At 55.1% G+C, this 3051-nt stretch carries 4 protein-coding genes and 1 pseudogene; 1 reads left to right on the top strand and 4 read right to left on the bottom strand.

Going from position 1 to position 3051, the window contains the following annotated elements:
* Positions 1–238: 238 nt before the first annotated feature.
* From ACOCD2_RS15305 to ACOCD2_RS15295, 3 genes and pseudogenes are all read right to left on the bottom strand, one after another.
* Entirely contained in the window at positions 239–721 is a 483-nt protein-coding gene (locus ACOCD2_RS15305; RefSeq protein WP_293645894.1) for an SDR family NAD(P)-dependent oxidoreductase, read from the bottom strand.
* Between the two features lie 28 nt (positions 722–749).
* Positions 750–1043, bottom strand: a pseudogene (locus tag ACOCD2_RS15300) (SDR family NAD(P)-dependent oxidoreductase); the annotation flags it as partial.
* Positions 1030–2061 carry an alpha/beta fold hydrolase gene (locus ACOCD2_RS15295; RefSeq protein ID WP_293645896.1) on the bottom strand — a complete coding sequence of 344 codons (1032 nt, stop codon included), beginning with the start codon at positions 2059–2061 and terminating at the stop codon, positions 1030–1032. The pseudogene ACOCD2_RS15300 and the gene ACOCD2_RS15295, both read right to left, overlap by 14 nt.
* Before the next feature lie 100 nt (positions 2062–2161).
* Here ACOCD2_RS15295 and ACOCD2_RS15290 point away from each other — a divergent pair, with 100 nt between their 5' ends.
* Positions 2162–2527, top strand: a complete 366-nt coding sequence (locus ACOCD2_RS15290; RefSeq protein WP_293645898.1) for a winged helix-turn-helix transcriptional regulator — start codon at positions 2162–2164, stop codon at positions 2525–2527.
* A 36-nt stretch (positions 2528–2563) separates the two neighbouring features.
* Here the strand turns inward: ACOCD2_RS15290 and ACOCD2_RS15285 are convergent.
* Positions 2564–3051 (bottom strand): LytR/AlgR family response regulator transcription factor (locus tag ACOCD2_RS15285; protein ID WP_293674843.1); only part of this gene is annotated, 488 nt, incomplete at its 5' end.

Raw genomic sequence — 3051 nt, 5'->3', positions numbered from 1 at the left:
CCCGTATATCTCACCAGAACGCTCGAAAAGCAATGAATAACGCCAGTAATCAAACGCTTGCTGTAATCAAACTTAATACATCCTGTCACCACTACGCTATGCGCTTCTTCCCGGGATCTTTCCGTCCAGCTCGCCCGAACGGCCTGCAAGCCGATAAATGACATCCACTTTTGTCCGTTCGAACGATCTGAACGAAAATCTCTCCCGGAAAAATGCGCATTCCGGTGAAATATCCGGGTTAAGGTTGTTCCGTTTTTTGTGAAAGAACGGCAAATACTTCAAAAGCGACAGCACGGGGATGAGGCTTCCCAAGAAACGCCAGTATTTTGTTGAAAGCACCGGGGATGACCGCCACTTTTCCATTTTGGCAGGCGCGGTAGGCCGCGGCGGCAATTTTCTCGACAGACAAGCCGCCAGGCGCCCGGTACGCTCGCATGTGGGTCGCATCTGCAGTTCTTACGAAATCTGTCCCCGTTGCCCCCGGGGACACTACCGTGGCCATCACCCCCGTTCCTTTCAGTTCCCGCGCCAACCCTTTGCTTAAGGCGAGCACATAGTGTTTGCTGGCGACATAAGCCGACCAGTTGGGAGCACCAGAGAAATAAGCCACGACGGAACCGACATTCAGGATGCGTCCACGTTTTCGCTCCAGCATGGGTTGCAGGAACAGATGGGTCAGCTGACTGAGCACAAGCATGTTGAGTTTCAGCATGTCCGTCATGCGCGAACAGTCCGCCCTCCGCAAAACTCCCTGTCATCCCTGTCCCGGCATTGTTGACCAGGATATCGACAGACAGGCCGGCCTGACTGACGGTCTCAAACAGCTGTTCAGCCGCATTCTCACGGCAGAGATCCATGGCAAAGGTTTCGACAGAATTGCCGGTACTGCCCCTGATGGCGCTGGCAGCCTGCTCCAGCTCGCCCCTGCCCCGGGCCACCAGTATCAGGTTGTGGCCGTGTCTTGCGAAATCCCAGGCAATAGCCAGCCCAATACCTTTCGAGCCTCCTGTGACCAGCACGCTTGCGTTGTCAATCGGCTTCATTTTGCCCTCCTGTTTTCCTGTTCGGGTTCGCTCTCGAAGAAGGCGGAAAACCACGCATCAGTTCGGCCAGCACTTCAGGTTTGTCAATCTGCACAAAATGCCCTGCATCCTTCACCAGGAAAAGTTCCGAATGGGGGAACAAACGGTTCAGGTCCCTGGCGACACCCGCATTGAGGTAGGGATCATCATTTCCAAATATGATGCGTACAGGCGGCTGAAAGCGTTGCAGCTGCTGTATTTTCTGTCTGCGTTTGTCGAGCTCCTCACGCAGCACCCGGTTCAACCCATAGAATGCGGGACGAATCTGCAGTGACTGGTAACCCAGCAGTTTCTGAAACGGCTCACGCAATTCCCTGGTGCTGATGAATTTTGCTAGCTGCTCGCTGTAGCCTCTCATCCACAGGGAGTCGAAATGACGGGTCGCCCAGACAGAGAGGTCGCGACGGATGCCGGGCGTGGAAAAACGGGCGATGGCTTCGGGCGCTTTCAGTGTCGGCGCAGGACCGTAATAGGTATTCAGCAACACCATTCCGGCAGTCTTGTCCGGGTTTTCCAGCGCCCAGTCGATCCCCGGCTGTCCCGAGGCATCATGCACGGCCAGCACCAGCCGCTTCAGTCCGAAGTGCTTGATCACCGCCTCCAGATCCCGCCACAGGCTGGCGACATCATAGTCGTGATCTGCGGGTTTGTCGGAATCTCCCCAGCCCAGGAAATCAAAGGTGATGACATGGCGACCAGTCGCCAGTAACGGCGCCAGCCTGTCATACAGATGCAGACTGTCCGGAAAGCCGTGCATCATGACGATGGTTGGTCTCCCGCTTTTCACGCCAAACTCACGGGCATGGAGATAAAAGCCGTCACGCGGGACAAGATGGGTAGTGTATTTCACCTTTTTCTGGTACGCCTCTTCATAGCTCCTGACATAGGCACGGTCATCGGCGGTCGAGCAGGCCTGTATCAATGGAAAGGCACAGAGCAACAGCATAGCGGCCAATTGCCTGCGGTTTCTCGGATTCATAGGGATCGCCTTCGCGGTTACTTTTATTTTGAAAGTCTCTTGATCATAGGTCAGTTACTTGCTAATTGCAAGCAACCATGGCGTGTGCTACGTTACAACCATGAAAGACCAAAGCAATACGCCCGGCAGATTCAGGCGCTCACCCTGTCCGGTGGCCTGTACGCTGGATATTCTTGGCGACAAATGGACGCTGTTGGTTGTACGGGATTTGTTTGCGGGAAAGAAAACTTACGGTGAATTTCAGCATTCACCTGAAAAGATTCCCACCAATATTCTGGCAGATCGGCTGAAACGCCTTGTAGCGCATGAAATCGTTACAAAAGAGCCCTATCAGGCACGTCCTGTCCGCTACCAGTACGTGCTTACGGAAAAAGGCAGGGAGTTGGGACCTGTATTGAAAGCCATGGTGCAATGGGGTGAAAAACACGTTCCCGGAAGCAAGGCGCTGATGAAACCGGCTGGCTGAGGACGAGTTATTTGGTGGCCGGGTGAATAAGGCTGTCTACTTGCCATTCAGCAAGCGCCGCACTGCCGGCACGTGGCGCCGGCTGACATCCAGCCTGTCATCGATATCTGCAAATACCACCTGAACGCCGCCATCCAGGTTCTTCACCAGCCCGGAAATGACGGCCGTACGCACCAGCATGCTGCGATGGATACGCAACAGCTCCTGGGGAAACCGTTTCTCCAGTGACACCAGGGAGTCTTCCAGCAGGGATTCACCACCCCCGTGGCGCACCATGACGTACTTGCTGTCGGCACGAAAATAATAAACGTCCGACAGGGCGATGCGCTGCACACCGCCACGGTAGCGGCTGGTGAGCCAGGTTTCCGCTTCAGCCTCCTTCTGCACCAGGGGCCGCGTCAGTCGGGTAGCCTTCTCCAGCGCCGCCTGCAGTTTCTGCCTGCGTATGGGCTTGAGCAGGTAGTCCACCGCGTTGACTTCGAAGGCATCCAGGGCATGCTCGGAATAAGCAGTAATAAAAATGA

Origin of the sequence: Thiolapillus sp., from assembly GCF_048562965.1 — a bacterium.
Lineage (GTDB): Bacteria > Pseudomonadota > Gammaproteobacteria > Chromatiales > Chromatiaceae > Thiolapillus > Thiolapillus brandeum_A.
Note: the sequence above shows the minus strand (reverse complement) of the source record. Positions and strands in the feature narration are given on the sequence as shown.